Raw genomic sequence first — 24,307 nt, 5'->3', positions numbered from 1 at the left:
CAAATTGACATTTTTTAGTAAACTAGAGCATTTATTTACTTTTAATAAAATCTACAGCATTATTTAATAACAATTTAAATAAAACTGTAACACTCAATAACAAAAGCAGTCTTTATAGTAAACTTACTAAAAAATGAAACTAATAAAATTTTTAATTCTTGTTCTTTTCCCATCTCTAATTTTACTGAATTCTTGTAAACAAGAAAGTATAAAAACAGTGATTAATAAAGAAGGCTCACTTACTCAAAGTGAAATGCTTGAAGATTATGACCTTTTGAAATCTATTTACATAAATGCTAATGCAGGGTTATATAAATATCATACAAAGGCAGAAATTGATAGTGTGTTTGCCTCAAATAAAAAATTAATTACCAAAAAATTATCCTATCGTGAATTCTACACCGTTCTATGGAATGTAATAGATTATACTGGTAGTTGTCATAACACTCTGAAATATCCTGATTCTTTAGACAAAAAATTAAGTAAGCAAAAAATATATTTTCCAATACCATTAAAATATATTAATAATAAGCTTTATACAAATCTAGATTACAAAGGAATTCCTCTTGGTAGTGAAATAATTTCGGTAAACAATATGCCCGAAAATCAGTTTTCGACTCTTATCTCAAAATATGTTAGTACGGATGGTTTCAATAAAACTGGAAAATATGCAGGTATTGAAACAGATTGGCTACCATTCTACATTTACTTGACATTAGGGGCACAAAATGAATTTAAATTAAAATACAGAACGCAAAACTCAAGTAGAACTCAAGAATTAAAAATAGCAAGTGTTACATGTAAAGATTTTTATAAAAATTACAACCAGCGATTTTCAAAAACCTATGAGAATAGAAAAAATGAAGATTATACCTATAAATATCTAGACAGCATAAATACTGGGGTTTTAGAGGTAAATACTTTTGCAATGGGCGGCCCAAAATCTAAAGGACATAAAAAATATGTGAAATTTTTAGACTCAGTGTTTACAAATTTAAAGACTAATAATATTCCGAACCTTATTGTCGATATTCGTGGAAATGGTGGCGGAAACGATCCTAACGACCTGCTGCTTTATTCTTTTTTAACAAAAAGGAGCTTTAAAGAAAATACTACTGCTTTTACCTTATTTAATGAGGTTCCGAATCAAGAATATTATGTTTATGATGACATCAAAGAACTAGCTAGTGAATTGGCAGAAGAACATTCAATTCTTAAAGATGGGAAGTATTACCAAAACAGCACTTTCAATAAGACTTGGCATCCTAATAAAAATGCTTTTAACGGACGCATTATATTACTCATTGACCCATTTGTAGCTTCTGCAGGTTCATTATTTGCTAGTTTATTAAAAAGTGACCCAAACACCATAATAATAGGAGAAGAAACGCTGGGCGGATATTATGGACATACTGGACATATCCCTGTAACCTACGAACTACCAAACTCCAAGTTAGATGTAACTTTTTCAATCGTTGATTTAGAGCAAGATGTAGAACAATTATTAGATGAAAAATATGGAGATGGAGTTAAACCCGATTTCAAAGTTACCCAAACCTATCAGGATTTTCTAGACAATAAGGATACAGAATTTAATTTTGCCATTGAGAAAATAAAATTATGAGGTTTCGATAACACTAAAAAGGGGAGCTAATAGCTTCCCTTTTTTATACATAAAATAGTTTATAATAATGTTTTAACCTCATCAAAATTAAGCCCGCCATAATTACCTGAACTCATTAATAACAATGCTGTTCCTTTATCTTGTTTCTTTAAACTGAAAAGATATTCTTTAAACTCATCAGGATTTGTATAGATAATCAAATCTTCACGATTAAAAGCCTTAGCTATTTGTTCGTATGTTACTTCTTCCAGTTGTTTTATTTTAACCGCATCTGGCGAGTAAAACACTATTGCTACATCAGCACTATCCAAAGCGCCTTCGTATTCTTTTAAAAACTCAGCATTAAGGCTGCTGTACGTATGTAGTTCTAGGCAAGCCACAAGTGTTCGGTTTGGGTATTGTTCTTTTACGGCTTTAGTAGTAGCGGCAACTTTACTGGGCGAGTGTGCAAAATCTTTATAGGCAACATTAGTACCATTTTCAGCTATTTTTTCAAGGCGTTTGCTTGCTCCTTTAAAAGTTGAAATCGCTTCATAAAAATCAGCTTCATCTACACCCATATTTTGGCATATCCACTTTGCTCCTGCAAGATTGTTTAGGTTATGCGCTCCAAACACTTCTATAGGCATAGGTCCTTCTGGAGTTTCTAAGTAGGTAGTACCATTGTCCACAGTATAGTCGGGAGTTGTGTATGGTAGTTTGCGAATAGGGTTTGCAGTTGTTTCAGCTACTCTTTTTACTTCTGCATCATCTTCATTATACACTAAAATCCCACCGTTAGTTATCTGCTCCACAAATATTTCGAACTGCTCTACATAATTACTATATTTAGGGAATACATTGATATGATCCCATGCTATACCACTTATTAAAGCAATATTGGGTTGGTACAAATGAAATTTAGGGCGTCTGTCTATAGGAGAAGATAAGTACTCGTCGCCTTCAAGAACAATAAAATCGTTTTCCTCAGTAAGTCGAACCATAGTATCAAACCCCTCCAATTGGGCACCCACCATATAATCTACATCTATATTGTGGTAATGCATTACGTGGAGTATCATACTCGTAATTGTAGTTTTACCATGCGATCCGCCTATTACCACACGGGTTTTGTCTTTACATTGTTCGTATAAAAATTCGGGGTACGAGTATATTTTTAAGCCTAATTGTTGCGCCTTCAATAATTCAGTATTATCGGCTTTGGCATGCATTCCCAATATTATAGCATCAATATCATTCGTTATTTTTTCTGGAAACCACCCCATTTCGTCAGGCAACAAGCCTTTACTTTCCAGTCGTGTTCGCGATGGCTCAAATATAGCATCATCACTACCTGTTATTTTATATCCTTTTTCGTGAAGTGCCAAAGCCAAATTGTGCATTGCTGCACCACCTATAGCTATAAAATGTGTACGCATGTTTTTATTTGTTTTTTCAAAAGTAGGAAAACTATTAATGATACTGAAACTAAAAAAAACGTCCTGCAATTGCAGGACGTTTTTAATTTGAACCAATAATTATATAATTAACGTACAAGTGTCATTTCATCAACAATATGTTTTGCTCCTGCATACTTATCTATAATCCAAAGTACGTAGCGAATATCAACATTAATAGTACGTTGTAAATCCTTGTCAAAAATAACATCACCTGCCATAGCTTCAATATTACCATCAAAGGCAAGCCCTATAAGTTCTCCTTTACCGTTAAGTACTGGCGAACCTGAGTTACCTCCTGTAATATCGTTATCCGTAAGGAAGTTTACAGGCATGTGCCCTGCTTTATCAGCATACTGACCGAAGTCTTTAGCGTTATAAAGTTCTAATAATCTTTTAGGAAGGTCAAATTCTTGGTCGTTGGGCTTATATTTAGCCACTTCACCTTTCATTGTAGTATAGTAGTTTACTTCTGCATCATTTCTCTTATCAGCAGGTAACGAGCGTACTTTACCATACGTTAGTCGTAATGTACTATTAGCATCAGGATAATATTTCTCTTTCGGATTTGCTTCTCTCATTCCTTGTACTAAAAGGCGGAATGCTTTCGAATAATCTGCTTCAAGTTGTGCCTCTTCATCTGTTTTGGCTCTGTACTGCTTAATAATAGCATTAGATAGCTTGTACAATAAATCGTTGTTTAAAGCCTCAGTATCTGGATTTTCTAACCAAGCCATTACTTTTTCTTTGGTTGTAAAAATACTATTATCAAAAGCTTCACTTACATACGATGTATAATCGTAATCGTTTGCCTTACCTACTTCATCAATATAAGATTCTGTTGGGTAACCTTCTGACTTTGTAGCATACAGGTTAAGCTGTGCTGCAAGCACATCTTTTTCTAACGGTAAGTATAGTGTTTTATACGCTTCGTTAACGCCTTCTTTTATTTGTGGTAGCATAGCAGCCCTACCGTTTTCGTTAGCATTGGCATACGCTGTAAGCCCTCTGCCTAAACTGTATGGGAGTACTGCAAAAGTACTGGTACGTAACAAACCTATAAGGTAGTTATCGTGGCGTGCTTTCTCGTTAGTTTTTGCGTAATACTTATTTATGGTAGGTATAACATTACCATATCTTGCTTTGTTATTTTTCTTGTTTGCCCACTTATTAAATTTTTCTTCAGCCTCTGCCTTAGTAGCAGCTGTTTTATGTTTAGTAAGTGCATCAATCATACCCTGTCGGTTTTTCCAGTAATTGGCTACTTGGGCGTACTGTGATGCATAGTTTAAACGAACCTCGTCGCTTTCGTCCATATGCACTTTCATTTTATCCATACCTAGTTTTGACGACTCTACCCATGCTGGATAAGCGTACTTAACGTTTTGCTCAATCCCTCCCGATGGCATCCAACGGTTGGTACGTCCTGGATACCCCAATATCATAGCAAAATCGTTTTCTTGGATACCTTTCATACTTACTGGAAGGTAGTGTTTTGGCTTTAATGGCACGTTATCTTCTGAGTATTCTGCTGGGTTACCGTCTTTATCTGCATAAATACGGAACATAGAAAAATCTCCTGTGTGGCGTGGCCACTCCCAGTTATCAGTATCGCCACCAAATTTACCAATGCTTTCTGGTGGTGTACCTACTAGGCGTACATCTGTATAATCTTCGTAAACAAAATAGTAGTACTCGTTACCTTGAAAGAACGAACGCACAGAAACGGTATACCTACCATCTTCACTATTTTCTTTTTGTATGATGGCAATTTCCTGATTGATAGCTTTTTCTCTTTCTATTTCACTCATACTATCATCTACTTTACTCAATATTCTTTTAGACACGTCGTCCATCCGAACAAAAAAGCGTACGTATAATGATTTTGGCTTTAGCTCAGCTTGGCGGTTTGCTGCCCAATATCCATTTTTAAGGTAGTTTGCCTCTGGCGTAGAAAGCTCTGCAATAGCGTCGTACCCACAGTGGTGGTTGGTAAGTACCAATCCTTCTTTAGAAATTACCTCTGCAGTACAACCACCGTCGAACTGAACGATAGCATCTTTAAGACTATGGTTGTTTATGCTGTAAATTTCTTCAGCCGTAAGCTGTAAGCCCATTTTTTGCATATCTCTGTGGTTCAAACGCTCTATGAACATTAAAAACCACATTCCTTCGTCTGCCCTTACTGGCAGTACCATGATGAACATGGTTACGAATAAAACTAATTTTTTCATCAATTTGATAGAAGTTAAGGTTAATAGCTAATAAGTATAACGATTGTACAAATTGTTACAGCATACTATTAGCAATGTGTTATTTTATGTATTGCGAAGATAGGTTTTTTTGAGAATTTCGTAAAGCAATATTTAGCAAATAGCCTTATATGCGAGGGTTATTTGTTTACAAAACATAAATGTTTATTAAATATAAGCTGATAATTTTATTTTTGGTTTGTTGTTGAATAATTTTAGATAAAAATAAACTTATAAAAAACAACCTATTATGAGAACATTAAATTTTAATACTAGCGCTGGGAAACAGATTTTTGGAAATTCGAATAATTTATCTGGAGACAGTGAGAATATAAAGGCAGGTGAACTTTTGACCTATATAAAGGAACTTGGTTTAACTTACAAAAACATAAAGATAAATACCAAAGGTAGTGATGTAAAAATAGAGGGTGAGGTAGAAAAACAGTCTGATGCCGAAAAAATAGAACTGGCTGTAGGTAATGTTAAGGGTGTAGGTTCGTTAGAAAACAACATGCGTGTAACGGAAACTAAACCAAAATCTGAATTGTATACCGTAGAAAGCGGCGATACACTTTCGAAAATTGCTAAAGAATTTTATGGCGATGCCAATAAGTATAATAAAATATTTGAAGCTAACCAACCTATGCTTTCTGATCCTAATAAAATTTACCCAGGACAAACTTTACGTATCCCTACTGAGTAAATATGAATACAATTAGCACAATAAAAAAGGAGTCTAATAGACTCCTTTTTTATTGTGCTATACGTTAAGCATTTGCCACAACTTATCTTTAAGCTCCACTAGCCCTTGTTGTGCTACGGATGATATAAACATGTATGGAATGCCTTTAAAATCTACATCCAATTGCGCTTTCATTTCCGCTTTTAACTCGTCGTCCAACATATCACTTTTGGATATGGCTACTAACCTATCTTTATCTAACATTTCGGGGTTGTAACGGCGTAACTCATCCAATAATATATCGTATTCTTTTTTAATATCTTCTGCATCGGCAGGTACTAAAAATAGCAAGGTCGAGTTTCGTTCAATATGCCTCAAAAAGTAATGCCCTAATCCTTTTCCTTCGGCTGCTCCTTCTATAATCCCTGGTATATCGGCTATTACAAACGATTTGTAATCTCTATACGCTACAATACCCAAATTGGGTTTTAGGGTTGTAAACGGATAATCGGCTATTTTAGGTTTGGCTGAGGTAAGTACTGAGAGTAGGGTTGATTTGCCTGCATTTGGGAAGCCTACCAAACCAACATCGGCTAGTACTTTAAGCTCCAGAATAATATCAAGCTGCTCACCTGGTATTCCTGGTTGTGCGTAACGGGGTGTTTGGTTGGTAGAGCTTTTAAAGTGCCAGTTACCCAAGCCGCCTTTACCGCCTTTAGCTAGTATTTTTTTCTCGCCATCTTCGGTTATTTCAAAAAGTACTTCGTTGGTTTCTTTGTCCCGAACTACGGTACCTAGGGGTACTTCAATATACTTATCATCGCCATCTGCACCTGTACTACGCGCACTACCGCCATCGCCTCCGTGTCCTGCTTTTACGTGGCGTGCAAATTTTAGGTGGAATAATGTCCATAACCCTTTATTACCTACAAGGTATACGTGACCTCCACGTCCGCCGTCGCCACCATCAGGACCACCCTTGTCAATAAATTTCTCTCTGTGCAAATGCGTAGATCCCTTACCTCCTTTACCAGAGGCTACATATATTTTTACGTAATCTACAAAATTCCCTTCTGTCATTTTTTATTGTTTAGTCTTTAAAAGTACTATGCTTTGGCAATACTCCCTATTTTTATTCTTTTATGGATTTTACGCGAACTTTATCAATTTTTACACCATCCATTTTTAGTACTTGTAACTCGTATAAATTCCAAGCTAGTTTTTCACCCTCCTTAGGTATGTACGATAATTCGGTCATTATAAGTCCGCTTACCGTAGTTACCTCATATTCGCTAGTGAGTTCATCCAAATCGAAGTAGGTAAGAAAATCGTGTAATGGGTAATGTCCGTCTACTGTCCAAGTACCATCGGGATTTTGCAGTAGCTGAAGTTCGTCGTCATAAAAATCAGATGCATCGCCTACTAGGGCTTCCAATATGTCGTTAAGGGTTATTATACCCTGAAAAACGCCATATTCGTCGGTAACAAAAGCATAATGCACTTTTGTGTTTTTAAATATCTCTAGTGCTTTATATGCCGATGTATGTTCTATTAAGTACACAGGCTCTTTAGTAATTTCGCGAAGGTTAAACCCTACTTTTTCGTAGTTGGCAAAAATATCTTTTAATGATACCACACCTACAACATCGTCTAAATTATCGTCACAGACGGGATATATTGAGTGCATTTCATCGAGCATTAGCTCTTTGATACGTTCTTTATTCGAATCGAAAGTAAGATAGGTTACTAGCTTTCGGTGTGTCATCAACGAATTGACTTTTCTGTCGCCAATATGGAAAACACGCTCCATAATATCGTGTTCTATCTCCTGTACTTCTCCTCCTTCTGTACCTTCTTTTATTATGGCTTTAATTTCTTCTTCTGTTACTTTTCCATCTGCTGTAGGGCGTATGTTAAATAACTTCATTAAAAAGCCTGTTGAGGATGTTAGCAACCATATAAAAGGCGCTGTAGCTATAGATACGTATTTCATTGGTAAAGCTACTAACCTTGCTATTGCTTCGGGGTAAATAAGCCCTATACGCTTGGGCAATAACTCGCCTAACACTAACGAGAAAAAGGTTAGTATTACCAATACGGTAATTAATGCTAAGTTTTCGGCGTAGGGTTGTAATGCCTCAAAACCATTAAAAAAAGTTTCAACATCGCCCGTAACATTATCGCCACTATAAATACCTGTAAGAATGCCTATTAAGGTAATTCCTATTTGTACGGTAGATAGAAACTTGTTGGGTGAATTGGCTAAATTTAAAGCCGCAACAGCACTTGCATTTCCTTTTTTGGCCGCACTTTCTAAGCGGTTTTTTCTTGCAGAAATTAGTGCAATCTCTGACATGGAGAAAACTCCATTGAGCAGTATTAAGAATAATATTATAGCTATTTCCAATCGCTAATTTTTTAGTTAAGCTTATCTAATACCGCGCTTAGCCTTTCGGTTACTTCGGTAACAGATCCTATACCATTTACAGTATAAAATTTATCTTGCTTTTGGTAGTACCCCATTAAGGGAGCGGTTTTTTCGTTATACTCTTGGTAGCGGTTTCGTATCAGGTTTTCATCTTGGTCATCGGGTCTACCGCTTGTTTTACCACGCTCTAGTAAGCGTTGTACTAAAATTTCATCATCAGCTTCTAAAGCTACTGTACCTGTTACTTCCCATCCTTTGGTTGCCAAAAATGCATCTAGGGCTTCGGCTTGTGCAATCGTTCTTGGAAAACCATCAAATAAAAATCCTGCTGTATCGGTATTTTTCTCTACCTCATCTTGTAGCATTTTTATGGTTATCGAGTCAGGTACAAGGTCACCCCTATCAACATATACTTTTGCTTCTTTACCTAGCGCCGTATTGTTTTTAAAGTTGTAACGAAACACATCACCAGTAGAGATGTGTGTAAGGTTGTATTTTTCTTTTAAAAACGCTGCTTGTGTTCCTTTTCCTGCTCCGGGTTTCCCGAATAATACGATATTAATCATTTAGTTATGTATTGTTGTTTGTTACTTTAATTGGTAAACTTCGGGTAGGTTGCGCCCTAGTCCATCATAATCTAAGCCAAAACCTACTATAAATTTGTTTGGTATTTTAAAACCAATATAATCTAGCTTTACATCTTTAGTATATGCTTCTGGTTTAAAAAACAGTGTTGCTATTTTTAATGCTTTTACGCGTTTTGCCTCAAGTGTTTTTTTGAGTTCCACTACAGTATTACCTGTATCTACAATATCTTCAATTATCACAACCGTTCTGCCCTCTAAATCTTGGTTAAGCCCTATCAATTCTTTTACATCATTGGTAGAGGTAGTACCTTCATACGAGGCTAATTTTATAAAGCTTACTTCGCAATCCTTTTTGTACTGTTTCATAAAATCAGAAACTACCATAAAAGCACCGTTAAGCACCCCTATAAAAACAGGTGTTTCGTTATCCATATCGTTTTGTACCTCTTGTGCCATTCGGGTTATTACGGCATAAATTTCGGTTGCGGTAATAAAAGGCACAAAATGTTTATCGTGAAGCTGTATCAATTTTCTATTGTTGGTTAGCAATAATCTGCAAATATACTAATTACAGTACAGCTCTTGGTAAACTCAGGCTTATTTTATAAAATTTAATATGACAATAATTTAACTAATAGTAACACATATTGCTTTAAAACGATTACGTGTTTTTTTACGATATTTGACTTTAGATTACAACTAAAGATTTCTGTTCGGGTTTATGAATATTACTTTATACAACAAAATAGCCTATAGTAGTGGCTGCCGTGATAGCCGCGAAGAAGTAGCCAATATGGTGTTAAACGATAAAAGTTTACTTGCTGATTTGGTACATGTTGCCCTTGATACGACCGATAAACACCACCATAGGGCGTGCTGGATATTAGAATTGGTTTGCGAAGCTAAAATAACGTGGTTAAAAGAGTACTTACCCCATTTTTGCAGCAAACTATCGTACCTGAAAAATGAAAGTGCTATACGCCCTATGGGGAAAATTTGCCTTTTTGCTGTAAAGCAAAATGATAAAAATAGTGGTTTTATTAGTGAGGAAGAGTTGCAGCAAATAACTGAAGTTTGTTTTGACTGGCTAATAACGCCTAACCGAAAAGTAGGAGCCAAATACTACGCCATACATACCCTTTATATATTGGGCAAAAACAACAATTGGATATACCCCGAATTACGCCCGATACTGGAACAAGGGTTTAACGAGCATACGGCAGCCTATAAAATAGCCGCACGGGATATACTCCGTAAAATTGATAGCGCAAATAACAAGCGTTAGTCCTCTTTTTTATCTTCATGGTCATCAAAACCAAACCTGCGTAATTGTGGGGCTGTAAAAAAGGTTATGGCCACTACACCTAATGTAAGGCAACCGCCTACTACAACGGCACGTACTGTACCCAGCCAATGTGCCATAACACCACTTTCAAAATCACCTAATTCGTTAGACGAACTTACAAACATGGTATTTACCGATGCTACACGACCCCGCATATGGTCGGGCGTTACCAATTGCAATATTGTACCCCGAATTACAACACTTATAGCATCAAACATTCCTGAAAACAATAGCATAAAAAAGGAGAGTAGAAAATTAGTAGAAATCCCGAAGACTATTATGGATAACGCAAACCCTGTAACAGCAATAAATAATTTTCTGCCTGGGTAGGTGCGTAAAGGTATAAAAGCCAATATTACCATGGTAACTATTGCTCCTATACCAGGGGCAGCACGCAAAATACCAAAGCCAACCTCATCTACGTGCAATATTTCTTTCTGGTATACGGGCAGCAATGCTACTGCACCGCCAAAAAGTACCGAAAACATATCTAGCAACTGTGCCCCGAGCAATTCGGGTGTTTTTAGTACAAACCGCAGCCCCATAGTAAGGCTTTGCAGTATGGGTTCTTTTTCTTTCTTAAGTATTGGTTTAACACTTATGGATAATAGCGGAATTAGTAATAATAACTCTAATACTACTACCGCTAGCATACCCGCCTCTATACCATCAAACGCAATAAGTATTCCTGCTGCAACAGGACCCAAAACCAAGCCCATTTGCCTAATCATGCTACTCCAACTGGTAGCATTAACATAGTCTTTTCGGGGTACTACTAAACCAAATAACGAAAATATGGATGGTCCTGTAAACGAACGAATAATACCGCCACAAAACACAAAAAAGTAAATTAAATACAAGGTATTATTCAGCCCTAAGGCTTCAAAAGCATACGGTGTGGTAAGTGCAAACAACCCCAACCCCAAGAGTACGTAGGTGATAACGCAAATAAGCACCATTTTTCTTTTCTCAACAAGGTCCACGTAATGCCCTGCAAATAACGAGAAACCAACGGCGGGTATTACTTCTGCGAGCCCTACATAACCTAAAGCTAGTTTATCTTCGGTTAACTGGTATACCCAATAAAATATAATGGTTATTTGCATGTTTAGGGCGAAAATAAGCCCAAACCGAACACTTAAAAAGGAAAGAAACTCACGAATTTTCAACGCTGGATTTTTCTCAAAAAAACCAGTTTTGGTAGTATCCTTATCGTCTTGTTTCATACCTCATTAAAATTTGCCACAAATATACAATAGTATATTACTTATGGCAGGTTTATTTTGTAAGGACATTACTATAAAAACAAAAGCTACAAAACTGCTATATACAATAGTAAAACGCATAAATATTGTTATTTAATAGCAAAATTTTATGGCTTTAAGTATCTTTGGCATTACTAACAACAACGCAACAATGAACTATTTTTCTTCAGATTTTAAACTAGGAATTTTAGGTGGCGGGCAGCTTGGTAAAATGCTGCTAACCGATACCCGAAAATTTGACATACAAACCTACGTGCTGGACCCAAGTGAGGAAGCCCCTTGTAAAATAGGTAGCAATAAATTCTTTAAGGGCGACTTAATGGATTTTGATACCGTTTATAATTTTGGGAAACAGGTTGACGTACTTACTTTTGAGATAGAGCACGTTAATGTAAGTGCATTGGCAAAACTAGAAACTGAGGGTGTTAAAGTATACCCTTCGGCAGCTACTTTAAAGTTGATACAAAATAAGGGGAGGCAAAAAGATTTTTACGTTAAAAATAATATCCCTACTGCCGACTATAAACATTTTGAAGCACTAACAAGACTTGAGGCAGCGGTAGAAGATAACGAGGTTACATTGCCTTTTGTATGGAAAAGTACACAATTTGGTTACGATGGTAACGGTGTAAGGGTAATCCGCTCAATACAAGATTTTGATGGGTTACCTAATGTAGAATGTATTGCCGAAAAAATGATTCCGTTTAAAAATGAATTGGCAGTTATAGTAACACGAACGCCGTCGGGAGAAATAAAAACCTACCCCGTAGTAGAGATGGAATTTCACCCCGAAGCCAATCAGGTAGAATATGTAATTTGTCCTGCACGTATTGATGCCACTGTAGCCGAAAAAGCAAGAGCTATTGCATTAAAAGTATCAGAAAAATTTAATCATGTTGGTTTGTTGGCTGTAGAGATGTTCCAAACCGAAGATGATGAAATATTAGTTAACGAAGTAGCCCCACGCCCACACAATAGCGGACACTACTCCATAGAGGCAAGTTATACCTCGCAGTTTGAGCAACACCTTAGAGCAATATTAAATTTACCACTAGGTAATACCGATAGTAAAGCTGCTGGCATTATGGTAAACCTTGTAGGAGCCGAAGGGCATACAGGTGATGTAGTTTACAAAAACATAGAAAAGATTCTGGGTAAAAATGGTGTAACACCACACATATACGGAAAAAAGCAAACACGACCCTTTAGAAAAATGGGACACGTAACCATTGTGAACGAAGATATTACAGAAGCCAGACGTATAGCCGAAGAAGTTAAAAACACTATTAAAGTAATTAGCAATTAGTATGAAAGTAGGAATTATAATGGGAAGCATATCGGATATGCCCGTAATGCAGGATGCCATTGATATATTAAAGGAATTAGGAATTGATACGGAGGTCGATATTGTATCGGCACACCGTACACCCGAAAAATTATACGAATACAGTAAAGAGGCACATACCAGAGGCGTATCGGTAATTATTGCAGGTGCAGGCGGCGCAGCCCACCTACCGGGTATGGTAGCATCAATGTCGCCACTACCCGTAATTGGCGTACCCGTAAAATCGAGCAATTCCATAGATGGTTGGGATAGCGTACTCTCTATACTACAAATGCCAGGGGGTGTACCTGTAGCTACTGTAGCACTTAATGGTGCTAAAAATGCAGGGATATTGGCTGCACAAATTTTAGGAAGCCACGATAAACTGGTACAAGCAAAAATTATTGCTTATAAGCAAGAACTTAAAAACAAAGTAATTGCCGCCTCAGAAGATTTAAAAAACAAACAGTAGTTTTTTGTAACTTTGATAAAAAAGGACGTGTTATGGATATTCAAGCATCGAAAATAGAAGTTGTAAAAATGATTTTAGAGCTAGAGGATAATTCTGTTTTAGAAAAAATACTTAGTCTTTTAAAATCAGAAGAAAAACTTACTTTTAAACAAAAAAAAGGACTCAATGCTGCTATAGAAGAATTTGAAAACGGACAAGGTATTTCACATGATATGGTAATGGAAGAAACGAAACAACGTTACGCCAAATATTTTGACAAATGATTATTGAATGGTCACCATTAGCAAAATCAGATTATTGGAAAAATATCGAATATTTAGAAAAAAATTGGTCTCCTAAAGAAGTTGTCTCTTTTATAAAGGAAGTAGAATATCATATAATGCTACTTCAAAACGACACTGTACATTTTACAAAAACAGGATATAAGAATGTTTTTAAAATAGTTGTTGTTAAGCAAATTTCACTCTTTTACAGAATTAATAATACAACAATAGAATTACTCCGCTTTTGGAATAATTATCAGGACTTAAACAAGTTCAAGTTAAAATAACGCTTCTAAAACACTATGAATATACTCACCCAAAAGTTTACTACAAAGCACGATACTGCTCCGTTTACTCAAATAAAAAACGACGATTTTTCACCTGCTTTTAAAGAAGGGATTGCTTCGGCTAAAGCAGAAATTGATGCTATTGTAAACGCTACGGAAACCCCAACATTTGAAAACACTATAGCAGCTATGTCCTATAGCGGTGCAATGTTAGATAGAATTTCGAATGTTTTCTTCAATCTGCATTCAGCAGAAACAAACGATGAGATACAACAAATAGCGCAAGAGGTTTCTCCGTTATTATCAGAATTTAGCAACGATATACGACTCAATGCAGCCCTTTTCGAAAAAGTAAAGGCGATTTATGATAGAAAAGAAACGCTAAACCTAACTGCTGAGCAGGAAACATTACTAGACAAGCAGTACAAAAGCTTTTCGCGCAATGGTGCTAACTTGCCCGAAGAAAAGAAAACAACATTGCGAGCATTGGATATGGAATTATCCAAATTGAGCCTTGAGTTTGGGGAGAATGTATTAGCAGAAACCAATGCTTTTCAATTGCATGTAACTGACGAGAAAGACCTTTCGGGCTTGCCCGAAGGTGCTATAGAGGGTGCACGTGAAATAGCTAAAAGCGTGGAAAAAGAGGGTTGGGTATTTACACTCGATTACCCCAGTTATATCCCTTTTATGACGTATGCTGATAACCGTGAACTTCGTAAAAAGTTGGCTTTAGCTTTTGGCTCAAAAGGTTTCCAAAAAAACAAGCATAATAATCAGGAAATCGTACTAAAAATAGTAAAACTACGCCACGAGCGTGCGCAGCTATTGGGCTATAATTCGTATGCTAATTTTGTTTTGGAAGAGCGTATGGCAGAAAGCCCTGAAAAAGTACATAGCTTTTTAAATGATTTGTTGGAGAAAGCAAAACCCGCAGCAGAGAAAGAGTTTAAACAGCTTACTGATTTTGCAAGGGATTTAGACGGAATAGACCAATTGGAAAAATGGGATGGTGCTTATTATTCCGAAAAATTAAAACAGCAATTATTTAATTTGGATGATGAGAAGTTAAAACCATACTTTCAATTGGAAAAAGTGCTTAACGGTGCTTTTACCATAGCAGGAAAATTATATGGGCTTACATTTAAGGAGGTACACGATATTGAAAAATATCATGATGATGTAACTACCTATGAGGTTAAGGACGAAAATGGGAACTTTATTGCCATTTTTTATGCTGACTTTTTCCCACGAAAAGGAAAACGTAACGGTGCTTGGATGACATCGTATAAATCGCAATACGTAAAAGATGACAAAAATGAAAGACCACATATCTCCATAGTTTGCAACTTTACGAAACCTACAGAAACTAAGCCATCGTTACTTACATTTAATGAGGTTACTACGCTGTTCCATGAGTTTGGGCACGCCCTACATGGTATGCTAGCCAATACTACCTACCCAAGCCTTTCGGGTACGAGCGTATATTGGGATTTTGTAGAGCTACCGAGCCAAATAATGGAGAACTGGTGTTACGAACCCGAAGCCTTAGCCCTGTTTGCGAACCATTATAAAACAGGCGAGATGATTCCGATGGAGTACATCCAAAAAATAAAAGAAAGTGCCAGTTTTCAGGAAGGGATGGCAACACTAAGGCAACTTAGTTTTGGGATGTTGGATATGGGATGGCATAGCAAAAATCCCAACAACATAAACGATGTTAAAGCATTTGAATTGGAACAATTTGCTAACACCCAATTATACCCCGATGTACCTGAAAATGCTATGAGTACCGCATTCAGCCATATATTTCAAGGAGGGTACGCCTCTGGGTATTATAGCTATAAATGGGCAGAGGTGCTGGATGCTGATGCTTTTGAATTATTCCGAGAAAAAGGAATTTTTGATACTGAAACTGCTACCTCATTTAAGGATAATGTTTTAAGCAAGGGCGGCACAGAACACCCCATGAAGCTATACAAACGTTTTAGGGGACAGGAACCAAAACCAGAAGCTTTACTAAAACGAGCAGGGTTACTATAATAATTTAGCCTTTATATAAAATAAAACAGGATGCTTATTTAAGCATCCTGTTTTTGATTAATCAAGTGATTTCTCTTTTTCAAAAATGAGCTCTAGCCCTCCGTCAATCAAATGTACCACTTCGGGACGTTTATTTTTAACCGCATCAAGATGAGCCATTACCTCATTCAATACATCTGTAGTATTATTTTTTTGTAATAGCTCGGCAATTTCTACCGATAGTAACCAATCGTTAGGGTGATTTTGTTTTACCTTATTAAATAGCTCTGGTAACGCTGTTGCGGATGCTTTACCATCCCGAATATCTCTAACGCTTTGGTACATTCCTTCTAACTCCTCACGTGTAGCCGATTTTTTGGGCTTTATTGTTTGGCTTGATGGAACATGCGTTATTAAATCGAAACTACTTACATCTGCTGGACCAGAAAAGGCAGAAATAACTTCTTTACCTACAGCCATATCGTAAATTCCCCATTCAGGTTGGAATAATATAGTATCGTTGTGGGTTACCGTACAATCTTTAAAACTAATAACTATTATTTTCCCTTGCAGGTTACGGGTTCCTGTTATTATAGTTCCCGATACTTTTATATTGCCTTCAAACTCCAATGTTACATGCTCGCCTTCGTAAATAGCATATGCCTGTAAATCTCTCGGGCTCATGTCTTCTATAGCAAGGTTAATTCCTTTTAGCTTTCCTACAGGGCTACCAAAACCTTCGGCATGGTAAAGTGTACCATGCCCTACCAATTCTTTCTCCCTATGCGATAATGCCGTGCCTCCCGTAGTCTGTATGTATATGGGTTTGCCGTTATCGGCAATTGCATTGCTAAAAATACCCGATACTTGTAGTCCTGTACTAAATTCTATTGTACCCAGCGCTTTAGAGGCTATTAATTTATTAATACCATCTAAGCCACCTCGGCGTAACGCCATTTTATTAGCAAACTCTTCCAATACTCCGTTAAGGTAGGCAAAACTAGGAGTTACGTATAATTGGGGTTGCGGTTTTGTAATATCAAAACTCTGGTAAGCTGCATTAATATCGTAGGGTAGTTTTTTTACATTGTCCGTCATACACCATGTACTCTCACCTATAGACGATAGTAAACCAGCACCATATATTTTAGGATCGTCAACCGTACCTATAAGTCCGTACTCTACCGTCCACCAATGTAGGTTACGAATTAAAGCCATTTCCGATAATTCGCCCATATTATTCTGTAGTTCATCAACACGCTTTTCAGCAGCTTCAATTTCTTCTTGTGGTGTACCTTCTGCTTCTTTTAATATTGAGAGTAAACGAATAGCTTCATACATTTCGTAATCTCTAGCCGATGATATGGCTTTACAGCCTATTTCTCCAAAACGACGCAAATATTCTGCATACTCAGGGTTGGCAATAATAGGTGCGTGCCCTGCGCCTTCATGTATAATATCGGGTGCAGGGGTATATTCTATATGCTCTAACTGGCGAATGTCTGAGGCTATAACCAACACATTATAGGCTTGAAATTCCATAAAGGCATTTGGCGGAATAAATCCATCTACAGCTACGGCTGCCCAGCCTATTTCTTTTAGTATTCGATTCATACCATACATACTTGGTATGTTATCTATCTCGATACCTGTTTTTTTAAGTCCTTCGAGGTACGAATTGTGTGCCACTCTGCTGAGGTAATCTACATTTTTGCGCATTACATAACGCCACACCGCTTGGTTAATAGGCGTATAATCATTATAGTCCTGTGGTTTTATAAATTGCCTTAAATGGTTGGGCAGTTTATCTAGTAGCGGGTTGGTTTCTATTGTTGCACTCATAATTACCTCGTGTTGTTGTTATATTGTAAAATTACGAAATTCTCAGGATTTGCAAATATCTAGCAACAATTATATTTTTATTTTAATTAAATACTGTTTTCGCTTAAAAATAAACAATTGTACACCTAAAAAAAGCCACAGTATATACTGTGGCTTTCCAGAAAGTAAAACAAAAAGTAATTAATGAATCTATAGCCTTACTAACTACTTACAAGTTGTTTTTAGTATGCTAAAATTCTTAAATTTTTATTTTTTAACATGCTTAGTTACTTTGCTACCACTATCTGTAATTATTTTGATAAAGTATAAGCCCGTAGGTTGATTAGTAATATTGAGAATTACATTTGTATTATTTCCTTTTGTAACAGATACTAACCTTCCTTGCACATCGTATAGCTCTATAGTATTTATAGTGGTATTAGCTGAAATAGTAACATTGCCCTCTGAAGGGTTAGGATATAACGTTACTGAGTTATCTACTTCAAAAACATCTGTACTTAGCAATGCAAATACTGTATTTGCTTCGTTTGTAATTATAGGGAAATTATAGTCGAAATAGATGTTGGCAAACTGCATCACATTGTCATCTACTTGTAATATATTATTGGTTTTTATTTTATAAACAATGTTTCCTTTTCCGCCATTAGCGGCTAAATTTATATCATCAAAGTAAAACTCCAATTTATTACCTGTTAAGCGTGTTTCAACATCGTGAGAAGCATATAAAAGTTGTAAAGTACTTAAATCAAATTGTGCTTCGTTTATTTCATTAGTTACAGTAATAAAGGTTGCGGGTGCTGTACCTGTATTCTCAAAATTGATGTTGTAATGCAGGTACTCGCCTATACTATCGGGGTGTACTGTTTCGCCTTCTAAGCAGGTAATATCATTCGGGTCATAAGAGCCAATTACTATTTGGTCAAGATTAAATGTGTTGTTTGATGGAGTTTCGTCACTTGCAATTGGTGTTATGCTTGCTGTAAATGGTAGCACGTCGTCTATATTAATAGCTGGTGTTTCCATTGGACTATTTACATTTAATGTTATGTATATAATTCTACTCTCAAAAGGTTGTAAATCGCTGTAGTTCCACGTAAGTGAGCCTGTACCTGATGTTGCTTCTGTTGGTGTAGCCTCTAAAAAATCGAGCACAATATCATCATATGTAAATGTTATAGCTCCCGATAGGGTTTGATTTCCTTTGTTATTGTAAACAATTTGATAAACAGCATCAAATCCTGGCTGCGCAGGTAGTGTAGGAACTATGGTAACTTCTACATCTGGGTGTACACCATTAGGTGTTACACAAAAGTTTTGAGTTTCTGTATTGTTGTTATCATCGGCAAAGGTTACGGTGCTTGTTGCAGGGGTTATGGTAAACCAGTCGCTATTCTCAATACTTGGGGCAAGGGTGAATATGCCTTCATTTGAGTAGAAGTTATACTCTCCGGAGTAATTACTAAAAACGGAAAATTCTTCTTCATTTTCGGTAGTAATGTCCATGCGGGTATGGTTGATAAAAGCATCATTAGCATCACATCCGTTACTGTTGCCATCAAAAGTGAAGTTTCCAGTTATCGTATTGTAATTGCCTCCTGGTGTGAAATTACAATAGGAACTAATAAAAACATTGGGGTCGTTTAAAACGGTTTCGGAAAAAAGGGTATCATTTCCTTCATCAATACATACATAAACGGGTTGAAGATTGCCATTATTAAGTATTACCGTAAAAGAATCATAAGTACTTATACCATTTTTTAAATTTAAAGTCCTGAAAGGGATAGGTATTGCCGCAACAGCTTCATCAAAACGTAAAAAAAGATTATCCAAAGCAGTACAACCACTAAGGTCGATATCACTAACAGTACCTATTCCTCCATTTAAATTTAAATTTAAATAAGTTAAGAACGGCTTATTACCAAGCAAAAAATAATCAATATAGTGAGGATTGGTTATTGATATATAACTTAAATTATTATTAGCACTCAAATCAAAATATACCGATGTACCATTCAATATTAGACTCTCCAAGCTTGGTAATTGGCTAAAATCTATATCAAAATCCATATCTGTAAAATTGATATGTGTAAGATTATTCACTCCTGAAACATTTAAAACAAGCATGCTACCACCGCCTCCTGTTAATTCATTAAAATTTATATTTTCAAGATTACTTAAACCGTTAAGATTTATACTTTCAAACGCATTACTATCACTTATTGATAACTGAGTTAGTTGGGTAAGTGCTGTTAAATCGAGGTCTGAAAGCTGATCGGCTTCATAAATTGATAGTTTGGTTAAATTTGAAAAACTTCCGATTCCCTCTAATGAAAAGACCTGATAGCTAAACAAATCAATGTTAATTTCAGCCACATTAAGTGCTTCGCTAAGTTGAATTTCATCATCATTATTTGCATCTACTGAAATTATATTTCCAGTACTATCTCTACCATTAGCAGATAAGAGATAAGTTTTAAACCCAGCATCTGGTATATTCACAATTTGGGCACTCGCAACTGCCGTTATGAACAGTAAAAGGAAAAGTAATTGTTTTTTCATAACATTATTTTTTTGCTAAAATAATAAAATTTTGAACTTTTTGAACTTTATAAAGTTGTTATTATTTAATTTTCAATTAATTGCATAAAAAAAACCCTCTAATAGGAGAGTTTTTTTTATACAATTAATTTATTTCTTTTCTGGCGGAAATTGCGCTATTATTTCAGCAACAAACTCGTTAATACGTTCTTGTTTCTCATCGCGGTCAAGGGTTAATACGCCTGTACCTATACCTTGCCATATCAAATCTTTTTTTCGGGCATCTATAAAGTCTATGTATAGCGTTCCTTCTGTTACGGTACTAACTGTGGTAAAGTTACCGCCCCACATCCAAGGGTTCCAACCCCAGCCCCATGCGCCACCCCACTGGTCTACATCTACTCTTTGGTTGGAATTTGTAAACATATTAACCAATATATCGGGATTTTCACTTTTAATGAAGCCTTTCTTTTGCATCTCGGCGTCTATAGCACGAAGTATGCGTTTTTTATCGAGGTCGGATATTTTAGCTTTATCGATACCTTCCTTAAAAAAGGCATAGGTTTTATAGGTACTAAAATTAACTTCGTCATCATAGTCTGTAGCAACCCGAATAGGACTGCATGAGGCTACGAGCAAAGCAATAAAAACGAGTGATAGCAATTTTATCTTTTTCATAATCAAATAATTTATGGGTAACAAAATAGCATCATCGTTTAAAATAGCCGTTACAAACTTTTATCCTAGCAGAGTATCATCTACTTTATTGGGTAATGTAACTTGTAGTAATGGCTGATTCTCCATTGCACGTTGTATAGCAAAAATAGCTTCGTCGTTTCGTGCCCAACTTCTACGTGCTATACCGTTGTTAACATCCCAGAAAAGCATTGATTCTAAACGTCTTGACGCTTCTTTAGAGCCATCAAGAACCATACCAAATCCGCCATTCATCACTTCTCCCCAGCCTACGCCACCACCATTATGGATGCTTACCCAAGTAGCTCCTCGAAAGCTATCGCCAATAACATTGTGTATTGCCATATCGGCTGTAAAGCGTGAACCGTCGTATATATTAGAGGTTTCTCTGTACGGAGAATCGGTACCGCTTACATCGTGGTGGTCGCGCCCTAATATTACCGAACCTATTTCGCCTTTTGCAATTGCTTCGTTAAACGCTCTGGCTATATTAATACGTCCTTCGGCATCTGCATATAATATGCGGGCTTGCGAGCCTACTACTAATTTGTTTTCCTGTGCTCCTTGTATCCATTTAATATTATCTTGCATTTGTTGCTTAATCTCATCAGGAGCTGTTTTAGCCATTTCTTCTAAAACGTTAGCTGCTATAGCATCTGTTTTAGCTAAATCTTCTGGGTTACCCGAAGCACATACCCAACGGAATGGACCAAAACCATAATCGAAACACATGGGGCCCATAATATCCTGTACATAACTTGGGTATTTAAAGTTAATACCATCATCAGCCATAATATCGGCTCCTGCACGCGAGGCTTCTAATAAAAATGCATTACCATAATCAAAAAAATACGTTCCCCTATCGGCATGCTTGTTAATAGCAGCGGCATGCTTACGCAATGTTTTTTGTACTTCTTCTTTAAATTTAGCAGGATTGGCAGCCATTAGGTGGTTCGATTCATCAAAAGATAATCCTACAGGATAGTATCCTCCCGCCCATGGGTTATGCAATGACGATTGGTCGCTACCCAAGTCAATATATACATTTTCGGTATCAAACTTCTCCCAAACATCTACTATGTTACCTTGATAGGCTATGGATACGATTTCTTTAGCTGCTTTTGCTTTGTTAACACGTTCAACCAGTTCATCCAATTTGGTAATTACCTCGTCTACCCATCCTTGCGAATGGCGTGTATGTACTGCCTTTGGGTTTAGCTCGGCACAAACCGTAATACAACCTGCAATGTTACCTGCTTTAGGCTGTGCACCACTCATACCTCCTAATCCAGAAGTTACAAATAGTTTACCCGCTAATCCTTCGCCGTTTTTGGTTATTTTTCGTCCTGCGTTTAATACTGTTATGGTTGTACCATGCACAATACCTTGTGGACCTATATACATGTAACTACCCGCCGTCATTTGTCCGTATTGGGTTACACCCAATGCATTAAACTTCTCCCAGTCGTCTGGTTTAGAGTAGTTGGGTATCATCATACCGTTGGTTACTACTACTCGTGGTGCCTCGGTATGCGATGGAAATAGCCCCATTGGATGACCTGAGTACATAACCAATGTTTGCTCATCGGTCATCTCGCTAAGGTACTTCATAGTAAGCCTGTACTGCGCCCAGTTTTGGAATACTGCACCGTTACCGCCATAGGTTATTAACTCATGTGGGTGTTGTGCCACAGCATAGTCAAGATTATTCTGAATCATCAGCATAATGGCTTTAGCCTGCTCTGATTTACCAGGATATTCCGATACGGGTCGGGCATACATTTTATAATCAGGACGTAGCCTATACATGTAAATTCTGCCGTAGTTTTCCAGTTCCTCTGTAAATTCTTTTATTAATTCTGCATGATCTTTTGGGTTAAAATAACGTAGTGCATTGCGTAGTGCCAGCTTCTTCTCATCAGCCGTTAGCATTTCTTTACGCTTTGGTGCATGGTTTATAGAAGGGTCATACGGTTTTGGTTGTGGTAAAACCGCCGGGATTCCTTCTTGTATCTGTTCCTTAAATGTCATATATCAATAATTTTTGGTGTCAGTATCAGTATTCCGCTTTAAATTGCAACCTGTTACTGCTTGCTCTTGTTATTTATTTTTTAAATGTTCCTGTTTTTTTATTGTAGCCGTAGGCACAATGTCTGCAGCCATTTTTACAGCAATAGCCACGTTTTAAATGGTATTTTTCTGTAAAAACTTTATAGCCTTCGGGCGAAAGGTAATAATCTTCTCCCTCAATCAATTTATCAGTAAATCGGTCATCCATATGCACAAATTTATAAACTTTACAGCGAATGATTATAATTACTACTAAATATTTAATTCCTAAAGGATATACAAGCATAGCCTTGTTTCCTTTTATTTTGATTCGTGACTATAAGTATATGGAAGATAAAACACTTATTAATCATGAAAAGATTCATTTGCGACAGCAAGCTGAGTTACTTGTGCTACCGTTTTATATATGGTATGTAGTAGCCTATTTACTGTTATATATAAAATACCAAAACCACAAACGGGCATACAAAAGTATCTGTTTTGAAAGAGAGGCTTACACTAACGAATCTGAATTGGACTATTTACCTAGTAGGAAGCCGTATAATTTTATCAACTATTTTTAATGATAAAAAACTAAACAATTGTTAAATTTTAAAACAAGAAATTTATATTTGTATAAAAATATAAAAATTCAATAATATGGAAATCAATTTTTTAGCAGTAATTGTAGCAGGGCTATCTACTATGGTAATAGGCTCTGTATGGTACAACGAAAAAGTATTTGGTGCCGCTTGGATGAGAGAAACAGGCATGACCAAAGAGAAAGCAAAGGGCGCTAACCTACTAAAGATATTTGGTCTATCAATCCTTTTTGCAATTATGATTGCTTTTGTAATGCAATTTATGGTTATACATCAGTTTGGTGCGATGGGAATGGTAGGTGGTGATATTGAAGCAGCAAAACCATCGTATGAAGCTTTTATGGCTGATTATGGACACTCCTACCGAACATTTAAACATGGTGTGCTGCATGGTGCAATGGTAGGTGTTTTTATGGGGCTACCTATTGTAGGCACCAATGCGTTGTACGAAATGAAAAGTGGTAAATACATCCTTATAAACAGTGGTTACTGGATTATATGCTTTGCCGTTATGGGTGGTATTATTTGTGCATGGAAATAGCTATATTTACATTTTTAATAACTAAATCTCCTACGGGAGATTTTTTATTTAC

Annotated in this window: 22 protein-coding genes; 10 read left to right on the top strand and 12 right to left on the bottom strand. The window is 36.5% G+C overall.

Annotation, left to right across the window (positions count from 1 at the left end):
- The first annotated feature begins 133 nt into the window (after positions 1-133).
- Positions 134-1,624 (top strand): S41 family peptidase, encoded by a 1,491-nt coding sequence (locus tag K1I41_RS06500; RefSeq protein WP_220639569.1) that lies wholly within the window; start codon positions 134-136, stop codon positions 1,622-1,624.
- Positions 1,625-1,683: 59 nt separating this feature from the next.
- Here K1I41_RS06500 and K1I41_RS06495 read toward each other — a convergent pair whose 3' ends face one another.
- Both K1I41_RS06495 and K1I41_RS06490 read right to left on the bottom strand, forming a co-directional pair.
- Positions 1,684-3,042, bottom strand: a complete 1,359-nt coding sequence (locus K1I41_RS06495) for a UDP-N-acetylmuramate--L-alanine ligase (protein WP_220639568.1) — start codon at positions 3,040-3,042, stop codon at positions 1,684-1,686.
- Between the two features lie 107 nt (positions 3,043-3,149).
- Entirely contained in the window at positions 3,150-5,294 is a 2,145-nt protein-coding gene (locus K1I41_RS06490) for a S46 family peptidase (RefSeq protein ID WP_220639567.1), read from the bottom strand.
- 268 nt (positions 5,295-5,562) lie between these two features.
- On the opposite strand from K1I41_RS06490, the gene lysM reads away from it, so the two are divergent.
- A complete protein-coding gene (gene lysM, locus K1I41_RS06485) occupies positions 5,563-6,015 on the top strand; it encodes a peptidoglycan-binding protein LysM (RefSeq protein ID WP_220639566.1) in 453 nt (150 codons plus the stop codon).
- Between the two features lie 57 nt (positions 6,016-6,072).
- Here lysM and obgE read toward each other — a convergent pair whose 3' ends face one another.
- From obgE to hpt, 4 genes are read right to left on the bottom strand one after another with little or no spacing between them, the layout of a single operon-like run.
- Positions 6,073-7,074, bottom strand: a complete 1,002-nt coding sequence (gene obgE, locus K1I41_RS06480; RefSeq protein ID WP_220639565.1) for a GTPase ObgE — start codon at positions 7,072-7,074, stop codon at positions 6,073-6,075.
- Positions 7,075-7,126: 52 nt separating this feature from the next.
- Positions 7,127-8,401: a hemolysin family protein gene (locus tag K1I41_RS06475; protein WP_220639564.1), complete on the bottom strand. Its 1,275-nt coding sequence runs from the start codon at positions 8,399-8,401 to the stop codon at positions 7,127-7,129.
- 11 nt (positions 8,402-8,412) lie between these two features.
- On the bottom strand, positions 8,413-8,988 hold the full coding sequence (locus K1I41_RS06470) for an adenylate kinase (protein WP_220639563.1): 576 nt from the start codon (positions 8,986-8,988) through the stop codon (positions 8,413-8,415).
- Positions 8,989-9,009: 21 nt separating this feature from the next.
- On the bottom strand, positions 9,010-9,537 hold the full coding sequence (hpt, locus tag K1I41_RS06465) for a hypoxanthine phosphoribosyltransferase (protein WP_220639562.1): 528 nt from the start codon (positions 9,535-9,537) through the stop codon (positions 9,010-9,012).
- A gap of 193 nt (positions 9,538-9,730) precedes the next feature.
- Between hpt and K1I41_RS06460 the strand changes: the two genes are divergently transcribed.
- Positions 9,731-10,294, top strand: a complete 564-nt coding sequence (locus K1I41_RS06460) for a HEAT-like fold family protein (protein WP_220639561.1) — start codon at positions 9,731-9,733, stop codon at positions 10,292-10,294.
- Here K1I41_RS06460 and K1I41_RS06455 read toward each other — a convergent pair.
- Complete coding sequence (locus tag K1I41_RS06455; RefSeq protein WP_220639560.1) at positions 10,291-11,580, bottom strand: MFS transporter; 1,290 nt, start codon at positions 11,578-11,580, stop codon at positions 10,291-10,293. The two genes, K1I41_RS06460 and K1I41_RS06455, sit on opposite strands and share 4 nt — an antisense overlap.
- Before the next feature lie 190 nt (positions 11,581-11,770).
- Between K1I41_RS06455 and K1I41_RS06450 the strand changes: the two genes are divergently transcribed.
- Genes K1I41_RS06450 through K1I41_RS06430 form a run of 5 tightly spaced genes read left to right on the top strand, consistent with a single transcriptional unit; the run spans position 11,771 to position 16,008 of the window.
- On the top strand, positions 11,771-12,925 hold the full coding sequence (locus K1I41_RS06450) for a 5-(carboxyamino)imidazole ribonucleotide synthase (RefSeq protein ID WP_220641823.1): 1,155 nt from the start codon (positions 11,771-11,773) through the stop codon (positions 12,923-12,925).
- Position 12,926: 1 nt separating this feature from the next.
- Positions 12,927-13,415, top strand: coding sequence for a 5-(carboxyamino)imidazole ribonucleotide mutase (gene purE, locus K1I41_RS06445; RefSeq protein ID WP_220639559.1), 489 nt, complete (start codon positions 12,927-12,929; stop codon positions 13,413-13,415).
- A gap of 32 nt (positions 13,416-13,447) precedes the next feature.
- Complete coding sequence (locus tag K1I41_RS06440) at positions 13,448-13,678, top strand: hypothetical protein (RefSeq protein WP_220639558.1); 231 nt, start codon at positions 13,448-13,450, stop codon at positions 13,676-13,678.
- Positions 13,675-13,965: a type II toxin-antitoxin system RelE/ParE family toxin gene (locus K1I41_RS06435; RefSeq protein ID WP_220639557.1), complete on the top strand. Its 291-nt coding sequence runs from the start codon at positions 13,675-13,677 to the stop codon at positions 13,963-13,965. Before K1I41_RS06440 ends, K1I41_RS06435 begins: the two co-directional genes overlap by 4 nt.
- Positions 13,966-13,980: 15 nt before the next feature.
- Positions 13,981-16,008 carry a M3 family metallopeptidase gene (locus tag K1I41_RS06430; protein ID WP_220639556.1) on the top strand — a complete coding sequence of 676 codons (2,028 nt, stop codon included), beginning with the start codon at positions 13,981-13,983 and terminating at the stop codon, positions 16,006-16,008.
- A gap of 57 nt (positions 16,009-16,065) precedes the next feature.
- On the opposite strand, the gene K1I41_RS06425 is transcribed toward K1I41_RS06430, so the two are convergent.
- The 5 genes from K1I41_RS06425 to K1I41_RS06405 form a co-directional block, all read right to left on the bottom strand.
- Positions 16,066-17,829, bottom strand: coding sequence for an aromatic amino acid hydroxylase (locus K1I41_RS06425; protein WP_220639555.1), 1,764 nt, complete (start codon positions 17,827-17,829; stop codon positions 16,066-16,068).
- A gap of 246 nt (positions 17,830-18,075) precedes the next feature.
- Entirely contained in the window at positions 18,076-20,388 is a 2,313-nt protein-coding gene (locus K1I41_RS06420; protein ID WP_220639554.1) for a DUF7619 domain-containing protein, read from the bottom strand.
- A gap of 129 nt (positions 20,389-20,517) precedes the next feature.
- Complete coding sequence (locus tag K1I41_RS06415; protein WP_220639553.1) at positions 20,518-21,045, bottom strand: DUF4136 domain-containing protein; 528 nt, start codon at positions 21,043-21,045, stop codon at positions 20,518-20,520.
- 60 nt (positions 21,046-21,105) lie between these two features.
- Complete coding sequence (gene hutU / locus K1I41_RS06410; protein WP_220639552.1) at positions 21,106-23,094, bottom strand: urocanate hydratase; 1,989 nt, start codon at positions 23,092-23,094, stop codon at positions 21,106-21,108.
- Positions 23,095-23,167: 73 nt separating this feature from the next.
- Entirely contained in the window at positions 23,168-23,341 is a 174-nt protein-coding gene (locus K1I41_RS06405; RefSeq protein WP_220639551.1) for a C1orf53 family protein, read from the bottom strand.
- Positions 23,342-23,369: 28 nt separating this feature from the next.
- Here K1I41_RS06405 and K1I41_RS06400 point away from each other — a divergent pair, with 28 nt between their 5' ends.
- Both K1I41_RS06400 and K1I41_RS06395 read left to right on the top strand, forming a co-directional pair.
- Positions 23,370-23,696, top strand: coding sequence for a hypothetical protein (locus tag K1I41_RS06400; RefSeq protein WP_374106906.1), 327 nt, complete (start codon positions 23,370-23,372; stop codon positions 23,694-23,696).
- A 76-nt stretch (positions 23,697-23,772) separates the two neighbouring features.
- Positions 23,773-24,255, top strand: coding sequence for a DUF1761 domain-containing protein (locus tag K1I41_RS06395; protein WP_220639550.1), 483 nt, complete (start codon positions 23,773-23,775; stop codon positions 24,253-24,255).
- Positions 24,256-24,307: the final 52 nt, after the last annotated feature.

The sequence above is a fragment of the Flavobacterium litorale genome (assembly GCF_019613795.1).
Taxonomy (GTDB): domain Bacteria; phylum Bacteroidota; class Bacteroidia; order Flavobacteriales; family Flavobacteriaceae; genus Flavobacterium; species Flavobacterium litorale.
The sequence above is the reverse complement of the archived record's forward strand: the minus strand, read 5'-3'. Positions and strand labels throughout refer to the sequence as shown.